This is a genomic window from Bacillota bacterium, from assembly GCA_013178415.1.
GTDB lineage: Bacteria > Bacillota > SHA-98 > Ch115 > Ch115 > Ch115.
Window position 1 is genome coordinate 59883 of record JABLXA010000001.1, and the last position, 16697, is coordinate 76579.

Annotated in this window: 10 protein-coding genes; 7 read left to right on the forward strand and 3 right to left on the reverse strand. The window is 52.8% G+C overall.

Annotation, left to right across the window (positions count from 1 at the left end):
• Positions 1-484: 484 nt before the first annotated feature.
• The 7 genes from HPY52_00260 (at position 485) to HPY52_00290 (ending at position 12007) form a co-directional block, all read left to right on the forward strand.
• Positions 485-2023 (forward strand): carbohydrate ABC transporter substrate-binding protein, encoded by a 1539-nt coding sequence (locus tag HPY52_00260; protein NPV78698.1) that lies wholly within the window; start codon positions 485-487, stop codon positions 2021-2023.
• Between the two features lie 82 nt (positions 2024-2105).
• Positions 2106-4085: an ABC transporter permease subunit gene (locus HPY52_00265; protein NPV78699.1), complete on the forward strand. Its 1980-nt coding sequence runs from the start codon at positions 2106-2108 to the stop codon at positions 4083-4085.
• A 22-nt stretch (positions 4086-4107) separates the two neighbouring features.
• Entirely contained in the window at positions 4108-4986 is an 879-nt protein-coding gene (locus tag HPY52_00270; GenBank protein ID NPV78700.1) for a carbohydrate ABC transporter permease, read from the forward strand.
• Positions 4987-5010: 24 nt separating this feature from the next.
• Positions 5011-5658: a DUF624 domain-containing protein gene (locus tag HPY52_00275; protein ID NPV78701.1), complete on the forward strand. Its 648-nt coding sequence runs from the start codon at positions 5011-5013 to the stop codon at positions 5656-5658.
• Positions 5659-5785: 127 nt separating this feature from the next.
• Complete coding sequence (locus HPY52_00280) at positions 5786-8692, forward strand: hypothetical protein (GenBank protein NPV78702.1); 2907 nt, start codon at positions 5786-5788, stop codon at positions 8690-8692.
• 227 nt (positions 8693-8919) lie between these two features.
• On the forward strand, positions 8920-9876 hold the full coding sequence (locus tag HPY52_00285; protein ID NPV78703.1) for a hypothetical protein: 957 nt from the start codon (positions 8920-8922) through the stop codon (positions 9874-9876).
• 85 nt (positions 9877-9961) lie between these two features.
• The gene (locus tag HPY52_00290; protein NPV78704.1) at positions 9962-12007 is read left to right on the forward strand and encodes a hypothetical protein; all 2046 of its coding nucleotides are present in this window, start codon (positions 9962-9964) and stop codon (positions 12005-12007) included.
• A 306-nt stretch (positions 12008-12313) separates the two neighbouring features.
• Here HPY52_00290 and HPY52_00295 read toward each other — a convergent pair whose 3' ends face one another.
• The 3 genes from HPY52_00295 to HPY52_00305 form a co-directional block, all read right to left on the reverse strand.
• A complete protein-coding gene (locus tag HPY52_00295; protein ID NPV78705.1) occupies positions 12314-14176 on the reverse strand; it encodes an ABC transporter ATP-binding protein in 1863 nt (620 codons plus the stop codon).
• Between the two features lie 98 nt (positions 14177-14274).
• Entirely contained in the window at positions 14275-16002 is a 1728-nt protein-coding gene (locus tag HPY52_00300) for an ABC transporter ATP-binding protein (GenBank protein NPV78706.1), read from the reverse strand.
• A gap of 141 nt (positions 16003-16143) precedes the next feature.
• On the reverse strand, positions 16144-16434 hold the full coding sequence (locus tag HPY52_00305; GenBank protein ID NPV78707.1) for an AbrB/MazE/SpoVT family DNA-binding domain-containing protein: 291 nt from the start codon (positions 16432-16434) through the stop codon (positions 16144-16146).
• Between the last annotated feature and the right edge of the window lie 263 nt (positions 16435-16697).

Genomic DNA, 16697 nt, shown 5'->3' on the forward strand with positions numbered 1-16697 from the left:
GTACTCTCGCCTCCCATTGCGACTATACATCAATCACAGTGGAAATACAAGTCAATTATCGCCATTTATCGACCACATAGACATGTCATAATCTCTGTCATCCTGCCTCTAAGAGCAGGAAGGATCGGATTTATCAAACTTATGAAGGAAATCTATAAACTTTATAGAATTATAGAATTGACGCACGAATGTTATATATTGCACAAATGTGCAACGACTATTGGCTGTAGGTATAGTCTAGCGTTACCACGTGTAGGTCCAGAAAGGTGAGAAATATCATTATTGTCTAATCATAAAACGTAACAGGAACTTGAAGGAGGTGGCCATTGGAACAAGACAATCGTGGGATAAATTGAATGCAACCAAAAGGAAATCCACGCATGAACGGGTGGAAGTAAACCAGGAGGAGAAGAACGACAGAGTTAAAGTGCAGAAAGGAGTTATGGCTTTCCGAACAACTTCTACGATGTAAGGAGGAGATTTTATGTCCAAAAGGGGCCTTGCAAAACTGGGTTATCTGTTGTTGCTGGCTATCTTCGTGCTCGGTTCGGTCCTGTCAGTTCAGGCGAAAGAATGGAAGGGCAAGATTCAGATTAGCATATCTATGGGTGCGTCAAAACCGGTATGGGAAGCTGTAGTGAAGGCCTATATGGCCAAGAACCCGGGTGTTACAGTCATACTAGACGATAAAGAAGGAGGCAGCGCTTATACTGATTGGCTCAGCAATCAGCTGGCCGGCGGACATATCACAGCTGACATTGTGATTAATAATACGGTCGCCCAGTACTACGCTGAAGGTAAATTCGTGGATTTTGGAGAGTATCTGATACAAAAGAACCCTTACGCCGGTAACAAGCGGTGGATGGACACGATGAATCCTGCCGCCTACCGCTCAAATGGGCCCAACGAGGAAATATTCAACCTGAATGTCGATTCCGTCCAGATCCTATGGTTTTACAATAAGGACATATTTAAAAAGATTGGTGTGGAGCCGCCAAAAGACTTTGATGAGCTAGTGGGGATATCCAAGAAGATTAAGGCCGCGGGGTATATACCTATAGCCCTTGCCGGAGATGCGCAAAGCTTTTGGGAGATGACCGTGGGCTGGTTGTTCAGAATATACCACGATCAATTCTGGCGAGACCACGAGCCCCTCGTAGCCGTTCGGAAGGGCGATTGGAACTACGACCCGGAAAGGGATGGTACCTGGAAGTTTGATCCCAGCAAGATCGATAACGACCTCCCCACCAAGATCAAGTTTAACCCCATCAGGGTAGCCAAGCTTCTTAAGGAAGGCAAGATCGGCCCTGATTCCGATAAGTACCGGGCGATGTACAGGAATTTCGCTAGGTTGATTCCGGAGTATGTGCAGCCAGGGTTCTTTGGCACCAGTGTATCGCAGGCCATGCAGTACTTCATTCGTGGCGAAGCTGCCATGTGGGTCGACGGCGGATGGTTTGGCGCGGCTTTCGATAGATACATGAAAGATGCGCCCAGGAAGTTCGAACTCGGTTACTTCTGGAGCCCGCCCATGACCGATAAGGAGGTAGCTGTAAAGTACACCCGCAGCCTGGGTGGCCCGAACGGGTTTATCGGGGTGATAAACAAGTCCAAGGAACAGAATGATTTGAACATGGATTTCATGATGTTCTTCAGTTCGCCTGAGGGGCAGTCGATCCGGTATCAGGCGATGATGGAGAACAACCAATCGCCAGCTGGGCCGTCGCTTGTCTACAACGTCAAAATGCCGGGCAAATGGGCCAGCATATTCAGCGGTATGGGATATCGAGGAGAATGTGACCTCAATCCCCTGGGTGCTTTCAACCGCGGGTTTAATGATGAGCAGGAGAGCGTCAGAGCTTGGGTAGATTACGCCCAGAGGTACTTCAAGGGTGAACTGACCGTTGAGAAGTTCTCGAAGATAATGCAGCAGGTTATGGTAGATGCCATACCTCGCTGGTTAAAGACCCGGGGTTACCGCCCCGACGCTCTGGACGACCCTAGCAGAGACCCAACGATGTAATAATCGCAGCGACAGTGTGGTTAGCAGGTTAGCAGGGCGCCTCTTGACGGGGCCCCTGCTCTTTGTGGAAAGGGGGATGGAGATGCAATTGTTGCCGCGTCGCGCCTTGACTAAAAGGGAGCGCTTTGTGTCCTTTGCAGTCATTCTTGTTTTGATGTTTGCCGCCTTCTCTTATACCATAAGTCTAAGGAATGCGCTAGATGGATTGAAGCCTAAACGTGTTGTTGTTCCAGATGCGGTTACGACGATAGATTTTTCGCAGGACGGAGCATTGACATACCTGGGGCTCAGGGATAAGGGCGTTTTGGCTCTGGACGAGAATGATAGTGTGGCCTGGCAATTCCCTATCAAGGGCAGAGTGCTCGACCTAAAGGCAGAGGGTGACCACATCTACGTGGGTGTGGATGATCGCAAGCTTTACATCCTTGACAGGCAAGGGCAGCTGGTCAACTCCATCAGGGCTTCATACAGACCTATATCCGTGGCGGGGAATGCCACCGCTAGGAGAGTTATAGTCAGTAGCTCCCTGTCGGCAATGAAAAACCGCCTGGAGCTTTTCGATTTCAATGGAGAGAAGTTGTTCAGCATAAACCTTTATGATACCGTTTTTGACGTATTTATGCTTCCGGGGGGAGAAGAGGCCATCTATGTAACCAGGGGAGCAGAGGTACATCGCATAAATGCGGCCGGTGAGAAGATAGCCAGCAACGGCCTGGAGTATTATCCTGTGGATTCGGCTTATAGCCCCTCTGAAAACATGCTGGTGGTTTCGGATGAGGGTAATAACGTGTATGCATTCACAGACGATATGGAGCTTCTCTGGAAGAAGAAACTTGACAGTAAGATCAACGCGGTGGACATTGATGGCCAGCATCGGCGGATTGTCGTTGCATCAGACGCCGGTTACCTCATTACACTCGGGCTGGACGGTAGTCTGGACACTCAACTAAACTCCGCCGCCGGCATCAGGATGGTACGGGTTAACCAGGCTGCTGGCACACTGTATACTCTCAAAGACGACAGCGATCTGAGGCGATACAGAGTCGAGGCGCTGACCGACTTCTCGCGTATGCAATATCTTATGGGGCGCATACGAGTCATCGACATCATTCTACTGGTTCTGATGGTGGTGACGGCAATGAACCTCTCACCCAGGATCAGTAGTGCCGTATGGGGGAAGCTGGCCCGAGGTTTAAGGGTGCTGCGGAGAGCAAGGTTATCCTATATGCTCTTGCTGCCTACCATATTTCTTTTGCTCGCATTCAACTACTATCCTGCCGTATCCGGCCTGTTCATCGCCTTTACGGATTACAAGCCGGGAATATACATGCGGTGGGTAGGTTTGACCAATTTCATCAACATGCTCCATAACGAGTACTTCTGGGTAGGCGTGTGGAACATGGTGATTTTCCTGATCACCGACCTTATTAAAGTTCTGGTACCATCCATTTTATTCGCAGAGCTAATCCTGGCCATGCGGTCCAAAGCTGCCCAGTACTGGACCAGGGTGGCTCTGTACCTACCGGGTATCCTGCCCGGGATTGCCGGGTTGCTTATCTGGACAGACGGTATCCTGGGCATGAACGGAATCATCAACCAGTTTCTGCGGGCTGTAGGTCTGGGCAATCTAGCCACGCCCTGGCTGGGCAATTCAAAGACCGCCCTCGGTGCTTTAATATTTATTGGGTTTCCCTGGGTGGGGGCGTACATCATCTTTTACGGGGCCTTGATCAGCATCCCCAACAGCCTGTTTGAAGCCGCGAAGATAGATGGATGCAGCTGGTGGAAGAGGATCCTGACAATAGACGTTCCCCTGATCAGCCCACAGATTAAGTTCGTATTTGTAACCAGCTTTATTGCTTCAGTCCAGAACTTCGGCCGGGTATATGTGACCACCATGGGTGGCCCGGGACACAGCACCTACATCCCCATACTAGAGCTCTTCTACAACATGTCCAAATTCACCAATTACGGTGAGGCAGCCGCCATGGGCCTGTTCCTCTTCATCGTTGTGTTCGGAGCAACGTTGATGAATTTGAGAATGAAGACTGTCAGCCAGTAGAAATTGAACAGGGGGGTCGCAAATGCCTGATAAGGGTCTAGCGGTGTCGCGAGGATTAAACAAGGGAAAAGGTATAGATGGTCCGGTGGCGCAGACTGCAGTCGCGGTTATCATGCTGGTCACGGTGTTTATCAATTTCCTGCCAATCATAATCACTATTCTGAGCTCGTTGAAAACTAACTATGAAGCCCAGTTGGGCGTTTGGGTGTGGCCACGCACTCCCGTCTGGAGCAACTGGTTCTATGGGTTGAAGGGTATCACCAGGAACATGCTCAATAGCATTTTCATATGCCTCGTATCCACTGGGGGAGTCGTTCTTCTCGGTTCCATTTCTGCCTATGTGTTTGTCCGGCACAATTTTCCCGGCAAGGAGGTCATCTTTGCCGCCATTATCGCTTTGATGGTCGTCCCGGCGGTTTTGACTCTGACCCCGTCGTATCTCTTAATGATCAGACTGGGCATAAAGAATACCTGGTGGGCGTTGATTTTACCCTACATTGCCGGCGGTCAGGTCGGCGCTATATTTCTATTTCGCACTTTCCTCTCCCAGCAGCCGGAGGAGCTGTTTGAAGCTGCCAGGATCGACGGCGCCGGCGAGTTTACCATATACTGGAGAATTGCCATCCCGCTGGCGATCCCGGTGCTGTCAATACAGGCTCTGGGTTCTTTTGCAGCTTATTATAACGACTATTTGTGGCCCATGCTGGTGATCGACGAGTCCAGTCTCCAAACGCTTATGCCGATTCTCCGGGCTCTAACCGCCCAGATTGCGGGTGTATACGACGAGCAGGGGATCAGACACGCAATGTTTCTGCTGAGCGGCATCCCGCTGATCTTTACCACCGCCTTTGGTTTAAAGTACTTCATCAGTGGTGAGTTTGCATCTGGGTTGAAACTTTAGTCCCCGGAGGGACGGTGAAATACATTGCGAGCCAGGCGCTGGCTGGAGTGGGTATTTATAAAGGAAGGATTTGTAAACCTATTCTGGAATTTCCACTACGCGGTCATCCTGGGCATTATCACCCTGGTTTTGTTCTTGGGAGTAGTAACTATTGGGCCGGCCCTGCTCGCCCTGTGCAGCAGCATGAGGCTGGCTGCCGAGGGTAAGGCCGTGAGGGTGGGGCATTATCTGAGAGAGGTTAAGCGTCTGTTCATCCCCGGGATTGTGTTTTCGGGGATTCTGGGCTTTGCCGCTGGCAGCCTGTACTCTAATCTCTACGTGCTGGCCAACACTGCGTCAGCAGGTTACCACGGGGTTGCCTACTTGGCTATCGCCCTTGTCACCGTTCTGCTCTTCTTTTCGATATACTACCCCTTTGTGGCATTGCGAGAGCCGCGGATTCTGCAGATCATTGTGAAATCGGTATTTTATACTGCTGAACACTTCTGGGACACCATCATACACATTAGTTTGCTATACCTTTTGTGGCGGATTCTGGCCATTTCACCACTGGTAGCGGCCATAGTCTTTTTGCCGCTGGCTACTTATGCCTTGAATCGATTTATCGTAGCCAACAATCAGGTTATCGACGAACTGGACGAGAAATCTGCTCGAGAAACCGGCCATGGTTAACCCGAGCAGCTTTTCCGCCATCGGAGGCCCGGCTGGAGATGCCTACCGGCGGACTAAGACATGGCTGAGGCGACTTTACGAGCAGATTCGTAAGGGTGAGTCATCAAACTGAATGGGGGAGTTTAGAATGGAGATCATCAAGCGTGAGGGCGTGTGGTGCCTCTTTGACAAGACTGTACCCCTGATTCTAACTGATGAGAAACAGCTGGAGATCATCCTGAAAGACCCGGCTCAGCCCCTGTTTGCGGAGGAAGAGAGGGGGTACTCCGGCGAAAGGAGGGGGCTTTACGACCCTGAAACTTCCCTCATCGACATAGTGAAACGAGGCCAGGAGCAGGGGGCACAAAGGCTGGAAGTATCCTACGACTTTTTCTTCGGCGGAAAGAAGCGGACAAATTACCCCGACAGCGGGATCACAGTCGCTGCTTTGAAGGTCATCCATGACCTTGCAGAAAAGCATGGCCTGGACTTTTCTGCCAGCATCATATCTCCACTGGATATAGGGGGAGGCTATGCCCAGAAGCATGAACCCACTGGTTTCACTTACCAGTACCAGGAAGGTTTGATAGACAAAGAAGGCAACTACTCTGTGGACATGGTGTACCAGAAACAGTGGTGCAACAACAAGGGACCCATAGAGCTGAAACTCGATAAGGTGCTGGTATACGCTTTCCGTGAGGAAAGGCTGGGTAATACCAGCTTCTTTTACGTGAATCCCGACGAAATCGTGGATATCTCGTCTACAGCCCATTGCCAGGTGGACGAAGCGTCGGTGACCATCACCGGGGCCGGGTACGGATACGGAAAGATGAGGGTGTTTGGCCTTTGGGAAGATCCGGAGCGGATTCCGGGGTTTAACCGGTGCCTTGCCGTGGCGGTATACAAGACTCCCGAACTGGATTATTTCAGCCCGCAGGCCTTGCCATATATGAAGAGCATAATCGACCTGCACAAAGATGCCGGCATCGACTACCAGGGGTTTTACTCCGATGAGATGCACATCCAGTTTGATTGGGACCTGAGCACTCATTTCGGCCACGAGGAGATCAACACCCGGTACCTTACTGGCAGCCTCATGGGCGAGTATGCAGACAGGTACGGCGAGCAATACCGTAACTTCGCCAGGTATCTCATCTATTTCTCATACCACCAGCACGATTTCCTAGGCGGTGAGGAGGGCGGTTTGCCGGCACAGCACGTGTTCGGCAAGGACGAGAAGAGCATTTACCAAACCTGGTTATTCCGCAAACGGTATTTCGAGCTGCTTCAAAGGCGTGTGGTAGATCTGTGCAATGCGGCGAAAGATTACGCTGAGGGGCTGTTTGGTGGGCCGATTATGACCAGGGCGCACGCTACATGGCAGGAATCCCCGACCTGCGACCGGTTTTACGACCGTTCCATCTTTACAGAACATGAGGGCGGGCGTCCTTCCCGATACGAATACACCCCTTCTTATGTTTGGTCATCCTCCATCAGGGAGAATATCTCTGCCTGCTACGACTATTTTCTCTGGAATGATTTCTTAACCGGCGCTGGAACCGACCACCCTGAAGGCGGCAATATTGATAGGAACTACTACGCCCAGGCCCTGGCCTGCAGCTTTGGAGTTTTGAACAAATTCCCCTATGCCTACTGCGGTAGCTGGGGAAGCCCGAAGGAGGTTTTGCGGCGCCTGCAAAACATAGGGATCAGTTACGGCACGACGGACTGGCGGGTGGAACTGGGCCACAGTCTGGTGCAGGGCCTATCCCACAGGCTCACCGATGTATTGGCCCTTTATCCCCTGGAGTTGAATTACGTGGAAGAGCGGTTCGGCAGCTGGATGGTACAGTACGGTTACTGCAACTACATAACAGAAGGCAAGCTGTTAGAGAATGCGACAGTGACCGGGCGGGGGACTCTTCTGGTCAAGGGAAGAGAGTACCGAGCTCTCGTAGTCCTGTTTGAACCGTTTGTGCGGCGAGAAACTCTGGAGTTGATCAGAGACTTCCTCTCCAGGGGCGGCAAGGTGGTCTGGACATCGATCTATCCCCTGCTGGCAGAAGACGGGGAAGACATCCTGCCGGCGTGGAAAGAACTCTTCGGGATAAGAGATGTAGAGTCCGCTATCAGGGGGACAGCGATGCCCGGCGAAACCATCGCTTTCCGGGGATTACTGGCAGACGTCAGGCCCATGCAGGTTCTTACCGACATGTTGCCAGATCGGGTTTACCCCTGTGTGCCGGGTGAAAAGGCCACAGTCGTGGCGGTTGCCAGAGACAAGGTGTTGGGTGCGGCCCGTGAGCATGCCGGAGGTGGGCTGGCCCTTTATCTCGGGTTCAGACCGCGGGACGACCAGTCCTGTTCCACCGGTCAGGACATTGACACCTTGTTTTCAGTCCTCAAATCCGTGGGGGCTTACGACCCGGATGGACTGGAGGTCAAGTCACGTCCGGCCGGCAGCCGTTACAATATGAACCGGTTTCCCAACGGCGCGGTTTCCATCGCCAACCACTACCGCACCTTTTACGAAAAATGGAGCGGTCGGTTTTTCCGGGATGAAAAGGAGGATGCTGCCGCTTTGGAGGGTCGCGAGTTGCCCCCGGTAGAGATCAACCTTCGGGAGATGCTGATACTCGGCCACACCATTACCTATACCGGTACGGACGTTTTGACCTACAACCTTGGCCCGGCCGGGAGGTTGCTGGGGTTTGCCGGTTCTAATACTAAAGGGATTACTGTGGATGGGAAGAAGTACGAGTTTGTACAGGAACCGGCGGACTTGGTGTGGACTGTCATACCCGAAGAACAGCTGGCTGCCGGTATCAAGAGCCTGTTCCTCGCCCGAGTAGATAGGCCGACCAGATTAACGCTGCCCCTATCTGGGTTGCCCAATGCGTCCCGGGAGACAGCTCCGAGCCTGCAGGTAAGGGTGTGCGACGACTCCCTGTTTACCGCGGGTAGGGCAGTGCCGTACGAATGGGATGGAGAGAATCTGGCGGTGAACATATCCGAAGAAGAAGCGGGTAAGTGGATAGCGGTAATCTTGGTATGAAAACAAAACATGCCTTTGAGTATTTTGGCTTACCGGACACTAGACGAAGCCGCGCCCTAAGACTTCACCATTGGTCACCCGGGCTCCGAAGCCTTCACAACGCCGGCTGCTCCAGAAGCATTCAGAAGCCGTGTTTGTTGGCTCCACCGGTAGCGTGTCCTGTCCCCACAGGCATTTTTCAGTCCATCGGTGGGCCAGCTTGCTGAATTGGAGGTGTTATGACGGCTATGAGTGGACGTGTAGATTCGATAACTGTCAGTAAGGATAAGATCTGCTTTGCTGGTGGGTACGGCAAAAATGGCGAGGTGCGCGGGGCCTGGTTCAAGGTCTATGCTTTTGAGCCCTGCGCAGCCGTCCCGCACAATATAGATCCTTTTCCCGCTCCCATTGCGACCATACCGGCTGAGTGTAGGAACGGCAGCTTTCAAGTCGCAGTAGACCGGTTCAGGGACAAAAAAGACGGGATATATTGCAGGTACAAACTTGCAGTGAGCGACTCCGGGGATTCGGGCCTTAGCCTTCTGTCCGGGGTTTGCTATCCCACGGAATTGGACGGTATAGCGTTGTACAACTACGCTTACCCTGCTGCCCGGACAATCAAGGGATTGCAGGTGAGGATGATTGATGATGCCATAGCGCTCCGAACCGCCTATTATGCAGCCAGGAAGAAGTATTCGGAAGCCAGGGTCTACATATCCCTGGACCATTTTTGGACCCTTTTCTACCAGGATAACCCGCTGCGATGTTATCCCGGGAAAAAGGTATTGGACATCTTGAACGGCCTGGCGCTTCAGGAGGGCAATTTCGACTGGTCGGTTGCCTATCACCCGTATCCTGAAGATCTCTCCCGCCCCGATTTCTGGAACGATAAAACGGCCGTTCATTCTTTTGATGCCGGCCGCATCACCTTTTGTCTGGCCTACCGGAAGGTTGAAAAGACGCCGGGTATTGAATCCTTCATTCTCCACGCCCACGTAGATAATCGGGATGAGTTCGGTTTGAACCTGGGGTTGTGGCGGAGAGATAAGGAAAGCGACGATCCCAGCGCCCCCGGCAGTCCCAAGCCCATTTATTACATTTTCAAAGATATCGACGGACCCAAAGGAGAGGAAGCCTGTAGATTCGCCAGAGAGGTTGTCGGTGAGGAGAAATGGGCCGAGATTCTCGGTGAGGATCAGGAATGAGAATTGGTGGTTGATGTCAATCAAGCTTGGGTGCCATAAGTGGGCCTTTGCAAACATTTAATAGCCAAGGGAGGTTTGTTTAGCCATGCCGCTGTACCGTGATGCTGTTTACGGTTGTGAAACGGTTACCCTGGAGAACCCGTTTCTGAGGCTGGATGTTCACAAGCGCAGCAGCGGGTGGGGATGGGGAGAGCTATTTGTGCCCGATGATGAGGGCAAGCTGACCAAATTCATGGCGGTTCTTGAGCATCTGGCTGAGGCGGAAATGGCCGGAGTACCCCATCCGCTCCGCCTCGAGGCGAGTAACTACAAACTGACTGAGGATGCGGGAAATAAGACTCTTTCATTTGAGGTGGAATTGCAGGAAGTGGCTCCACCCAGCGAGTACCTTGCCGGCAAGTCTGCTTTGCGGGGGGGTGTCAAGCTCACGGTTCCCGCCAAAGAGCCAGTAATATACTATGAAATGTCCTTGAAGAGTGAGTGCCTTCTTCGTCTCCACTACATCCGGGGGCCCTGGCTCAGGGTTGGCGCCTGCAGCTTCGGCATAGACCGCCACGACGCTATATTTCCGGGTGTGGAGTGGGTAATAGGTGATGAGTGGTCTAGCGGGACGGACTGGTTTGAAAACCCCGAGGCCCTGCGGGTTACCCCGCACCCTCACAAGGTCGCCATACCAATCATGGCCATAAGCCAGGGCGGGACGGGTGTTGGCCTTTCCTGGAACCCGGAGCAAGCTGTCCTTTCCCCCTGGACACGCATTCGCGGTCCTCAGCCCGTTTTTGCCACTCCGAACTTTGTAGATCGGAGGAGCCACCATCTCCTGGGATTGATGTTCCCCAGTGCCCGATGGGGTATGAAAGAAAATGACCTGAGGGCCGACCCTCCCATCCTGGTAGGAAAGGGAGTAACCTTCTCTCTCAATGCGCAGATCTCTGTTGTCGAGGGGACGAGTCTAGACGTAGTTGTGGACTGGGTGCAGCGCAACGGCATGCCCGACCCCGGTAAACCCCGGTATGGATGGGAGGATGCCCTGAATCGGATAGCCCGGGCTTACAACACCAACCTGTGGATAGAGGGTAAGGGCTGGGGTTTCCGGGGCCAGGGGAATACCAGCGTACCTGACTTCGTTTTGTACTACATTGAGCACGGTTCTGACAGTGAAGTGAAGGCCGGTCTTCGAGACAAGGTTGACTGGTGTAAGAAGCACCAGATTGACCCGCATAAGGTGGAAGCGGGCCTGCACGGCCACCCGATACTTTCCCGGCCGCTGTGGTGGGTCATGAGTCGTCCCCAGGACTCTATCGAGGTCGGCAATCGTCTTCTGGAAATGCAGATTTCGGAAGGCGATTTCCCTTACGCCCCGAATGGAATACACGGGACCGTGCTCAAGGACTGGGCCGAAACCTGGCGTCCACTGGGGCAGGAAGGCGATTCGGCCGTAGACCTCTGCGCCACTGCGGCGGCAGCTCTAATTCTCGCCGGCAAGAATACGGGTGAAGGGAGATTCCTCGATGCAGCGAGGAAGACCCTGGACTTTGCCCTGGGGTTTGAACGGCCTGAAGGTGGGGACTGGTGGGAGACCCCGCTGAAGAGTCCCAATCTGCTGGCTGCTGGGCACGCGGCCATCGCCTATTATCTGGGCTATAAGGAGTTCGGTAAGGACGAATACCTGAAGAAAGCCATCCGCTGGATACGCAGCCTTATCCCGTTTACGCACCTTTGGGAACCGGCAGACATCCCTATGATGTACAACACGAAGCCGTGTTTCTGCAGTACGTGCTGGTTCCTTAGCGATTGGGTATCCAAACACGTGCAGTGGGAAGTCCTGCAGGTTTTCGCCATGTCCTCTAAGCTGGGCATTGATTGGGCGCAAATCGATCCCGATATTGATTGGAACCAGTTCCAGAAGGGGGTCACGACTGCCGTGCTCCGCTGGATGATCGATCACGAAGATGCCGAGTGGATGTACCGCTCGGAGTTTCCCGCTGAACTGCTCAGCAACGGGACATGGGACACCCTTTTCTGCGATACCTTTGATCCGGTCAACAATACCTACGGCGGCGGGCCTATCATGCCTGAGGTCATTGCAGACAATATTCTCTTGATATTGCAGCGGGGAAAAGGGAAATAGTGGAGTATAGCATAACTCCATACTGTTTGATTGCTGACAGTCACACGTGGAGATAGCTTTCGCTGGAGCAGGAGTTGGCACTCGCATGTCGTGGGTCCCACTCCGTGCTTTGGATTGCCACTGGGAGTTGTTCCATGGGAGTTGTTTAAGTGGTTTCCAATCTGGCGAGATTGCTCGGAAACCCTTGCAGTCACCATATATTGTGGCCATACTTAGACGCTGCCCCAATATAGCCCTTTCGAGAGAGTTTCCGAGCATATTCCTAGATAGTATACGTTCAATGAAAGCATATACAAATTTTCCCTTTCAGACCGCCTGGTCATCAGCATAGGCCCCGACAAATTGGCTATTGTAAAGATCGGCGTAAAAACCTCCCTTGGCGAGCAATTGCCTGTGAGTGCCGGTCTCGATGATTCTGCCTTCATTCATCACCAGAATCAACTCCGCGTTGCGGATCGTGGAGAGCCGGTGGGCGATGACAAAGCTCGTGCGCCCCTTCATCAATTCTGCCATTGCCCGTTGAACCTGAATCTCGGTCCTCGTGTCAACGCTGCTGGTCGCCTCATCCAGAATGAGGATGGCTGGATCTGCCAGGAATGCCCGCGCGATGGTCAGCAACTGTTTCTCACCCTGAGATATGTTGGAAGCCTCTTCATTTAAAACTGTGTCGTAACCATCTGGAAGTGTCCTGATGAAATGGTCTGCCTGAGCAGCCTTGGCTGCCCGGACGATCTCTTCGTCAGTAGCACCCTCGCGACCATAGGCGATATTGTCCCGGATAGTGCCGTTGAAAAGCCAGGTATCCTGCAACACCATGCCAAAAAGCTTTCTCAGCTCGCTGCGCTTCAAGTCCCTGATGTCAATACCGTCGATGGTGATGCTGCCGCCGTCTATCTCATAGAAACGCATCAGCAGGTTGACGAGGGTGGTCTTGCCCGCACCGGTCGGGCCCACGATGGCGATGGTCTGCCCTGGCTTAACCTCTATATTGAGGTTTTCGATCAAGGAGACGTCTTTTTTATAGCTGAACCTGACATTTTGGAATTTGACCTCGCCCCGCGGAGACACGATGGTCGCCGCCGCGGTGTCGGGACTTTCTTCCGACTCATCCAGCAGCTCAAAGACACGCTCAGCAGAGGCTACCGTCGACTGGAGAATGTTCACGATGTTGGCAGTTTGCGCAATGGGCATGGTGAACATCCTTTGATACTGGATGAATGCCGTGATGTCGCCGAGTTCGATCCTCCGTTTTGTGACCATGATCCCGCCGACTACGCAGATCAGGACATAGCCAATGTTGTTTATGAAATTCATCAGCGGGAAGATGATGCCTGAGACGAATTGCGCCCGCCAGGCCGCATTGTAAAGCCGTTCATTGATCTGGTTGAATCGATCGATGGCCTCACCCTCGTGACCAAATGCCTTGACGATCTTGTGGCCGGTATACATCTCCTCCACGTGGCCGTTAAGTAGGCCAAGTTCCTTCTGCTGCTCCGCGAAATTCTTCTGTGAGAATTTGGCGATCATGGCCGTCACGAAGAATGAAAGCGGCAGTGTCAATAGGCAGATCAGCGTCAGTAGCCAGCTGATGGTGGACATCATGATGATGGCGCCGATGATGCCGACAAATGAAGTAATGAGCTGTCCCAAGCTCTGCTGCAATGTCATGCTGATGTTGTCGATGTCATTGGTCATCCGGCTCATTATCTCGCCGTGCGTGCGCCCGTCAAAGAATTTCAGCGGCAGCCGGGAGAGCTTGTCATTCATATCCCGGCGCATGGCGAAAACGGTCTTCTGAGCCACGCCCGCCATGGTATATTGCATCACATAGCTGAAAAGCGAGCTTGCGACATAAAGACCGATGAGCCATAGAACGATATGCCCAATATATTGAAAATCCACATTGGCGGGCAAGCCCATGAATCTCATCCCGAATGTCCGCCCCAGGCTTGTGATGGCCCTCCCCATGACCTTCGGGCTGATGATGCTGAGCATTGTGCTGGCGATGGCAGCCAGAAACACGACCGCCAGACGCGGCCACATAGGCTTCAAATAGATGGCCAATCTCTTCAACGTGCCCTTAAAGTCTTTGGCCTTTTCCACCGGCCGGCCAAACCCATGGCCGCCGCCGAAACCTCCCCTGCCGGGCCTGAAGCCGCCAGGCACCATACCGCCAGGCCTTACCGGCCCTGCTGGCCGTTGTTGCTCCGTGGGATTCCCGCCCATGCGATTTCCACTCATGCGGTCTCTACTCGTGTGATCTGCGCTCATGCGATCTCCTCCTCTGAAAGCTGCGAGGAAACGATCTCGCGGTAGACTTCGCAGGTTTTCAAGAGCTCTCTATGGGTGCCGATACCGGCGACCCTCCCTTCATCCAGGACTACGATCCGGTCTGCATCCATGATTGTGCTGACCCTCTGGGCGACGATTATCACTGTTGCGCCAGCCGTTTCCTTCTTTAGCGCCGCGCGCAGCCTGGCATCGGTCTTGAAGTCGAGAGCAGAGAAACTGTCATCAAAGATGTAGATTTCGGGCTTTCTGACCAGCGCGCGGGCGATGGCAAGACGCTGTTTCTGGCCACCAGAGATATTGGTCCCGCCCTGGGCGATTTCTGAATCAAAGCCGTCCTTCATCTCTGAGATGAAATCCAGGGCCTGGGCGATCTCTGCAGCACGCCGGATTTCTTCATCAGTCGCGTCCTTCTTGCCATACCTGATATTGTCAGCGACCGTGCCAGAAAAGAGCACAGCCTTTTGAGGCACGAAGCCGATCTTGGCCCTCAGTTCTTCTTGGGCCATTTCCCGGACATCCACCCCATCCACCAGAATGCTACCGCTAGTGACGTCGTAAAAGCGCGGGATCAGGTTGACCAAGGTTGATTTGCCCGAGCCTGTGCCGCCGATGATGGCGGTGACCTCGCCCGGGCAGGCGCGGAAGGAAATATCTCTGATTGCGGGTTCTTCTGCGCCGTGGTACCTGAAGGTGACATCATGAAACTCAACATACCCCTTCTCGCTGCCTGCTCTCCTGGCAGCCGCCGGGTCGTTGATCTCAGGCTCGATGGCCAGCACCTCATTGATTCTATCTGCCGAAGCCTGGGCGCGGGGGATCATGATGAACAGCATCGAGGCCATGAGGAGAGATATCATGATTTGCATAGCGTATTGGAAGAACGCCATCATATTGCCGATTTCCAGGGTCCCATGGTCGATGCGGATGCTTCCGAACCAGATGATGGCGACTATGGTGAGGTTCATGATCAGCATCATTACCGGCATCAAAAGAGCCATCAACCTGTTGACTCTGATAGAGGTTTCAGTCAGATCGAGGTTGGCTTCGTGGAAACGCCTTCTCTCATGGTCTGTGCGGTCGAAAGCGCGGATGACCCTGATACCCTCGAGATTCTCGCGCACGATCAGGTTTATCCGGTCGATCTTTTTCTGAATGCTCCTGAAAAGCGGAAGGCCTTTATGAGCGACAAAAACGATTATGGCAGCAAGGATGGGCAGAACAACGGCCAAAACCCAGGCCAGACCTCTATCCTTCGATAGGGCCATGATGATACCGCCAATGCACATGATGGGCGCGCTTATCATCATCCGCATCATGATCATGATGACCATTTGAATCTGGGTGACATCATTGGTATTCCTGGTAATGAGGGAGGGGGTGCCGATCTTGTCAAATTCGTGTAGTGAAAACTTCTCCACATGGGCGAAAATCTTGGCGCGCAATATCTTGCCAAAGCCCATGGCCGTTCTCGCCGATAGGAAAGCCGCTGTGATTGAACAAATCGTCCCGCCCAAGGCGACGAGTAGCATCAACCGGCCGATTCTCCAGATATAGCTGACATCGCCTTTCATGATTCCGGTATTGACGATGTCCGACATCAATGTCGGGAGGTACAGCTCGGAAAGCGTCTGCAGGAATACAAGGCTGATAACAAACACGATTTGGATTCGGTATGGTTTGAGGAATTTGAATAGTTTTATCATATTCCACCATCTCTCTATATCAAAACACGAGAATCCCCGTAGCTCCTATAGTCTCATGCAGTCTCATGACCCACATATTGGCCGACCCTGCGTATGACAAAGCGGCAGGGATCCATGACTTCAGTTTGATGGCGATTCCGGCTAATCCTGCCCTTTTTCATCCGGCCCCTCTGCGGATCTATATGGGTCCTCTACAGACATTCGAAACAATTTCTCAAGGGTATTTACATGCTCGCTCAACCTCGCCAGCAACCCGCTGACTGCCTCGGCCTTGATCATCATCAAGCCACGGCCGCCAAAGCCCCCGCCCAGCACCAATATCTTGTCGCCAGGCTTGATCCCCAGAGCCTCCCTGGCCTGTTGGGGGATGACCACCTGCCCGCGTTCACCCACGGTTACGGCACCATAGAAAATCGGTTCATGCCCGGCCATGATATACCTTCTTTCGCGAAATAGATCATGTATGATCATTTTTACATGAATAGTATGATAGCACATGTTTGAGAGCGGAGCAAGGGGTGACGGTTTTCACCTGAAAGTTGCCCCGCACATTGTATGCGAGGTCATTTATATTCTTGAGGGCCAAGACTACTCACGAGATAAAATCTACAACGCATTAAGGGATTTCAGTCGGATAGACGGGATTGAGTTCGTGGACGGGGGTGCCATACTTGAAGCTGCAGTCGACTATGGAG